Raw genomic sequence first — 530 nt, forward strand, 5'->3', positions numbered from 1 at the left:
TATCTCCTAAAGAATATTTGAAAAAAATTTCATAATAGACAAGATAAATGTGTCCACATTATTGACATAAGTACATTGTACATTCCGCCTTCACTTAGATTTATTCTGCTGTTTGAGTATATTTCAGAATTTTTTATATTTTGAAAAACATATGTTGAACCTGTTGTGGAATTTACATCAAAATCCTGATTAAACGTTCCTGATGAAAGATTATTGAAGATAACAATTCCTTTTCCGTCTACATTTATTACACCATTCCCTGTAAATGACGCCGTTCCGTCCGTAAAAATACCCACTGCGTTATCTCCAAGAAGATTTAATTCAAAATCATTAAGATTTACATTTGTATTTTTAGCATATATACCAAATCCATCTTTTCCCACGCTTATTTTTCCCGTACCTGTCACAGAACTTTTATCTGCATAAATTCCTATTCCGCCTTCAGATGTACTTACTGTAGTGCTATAGTAAAGTAGGAACACCAAAATCTAAACAATGATATAATAAAAAAAGAAAGAGGTGTTTTGAAA

General features: G+C 30.8%; 1 protein-coding gene. It reads right to left on the reverse strand.

The genetic code is table 11. From position 1 onward, the window contains the following. Positions 1-29: 29 nt before the first annotated feature. Positions 30-482: a hypothetical protein gene (locus NK213_RS18045; RefSeq protein WP_253351809.1), complete on the reverse strand. Its 453-nt coding sequence runs from the start codon at positions 480-482 to the stop codon at positions 30-32. Positions 483-530: the final 48 nt, after the last annotated feature.

It is taken from the genome of Sebaldella sp. S0638, from assembly GCF_024158605.1.
Lineage (GTDB): Bacteria > Fusobacteriota > Fusobacteriia > Fusobacteriales > Leptotrichiaceae > Sebaldella.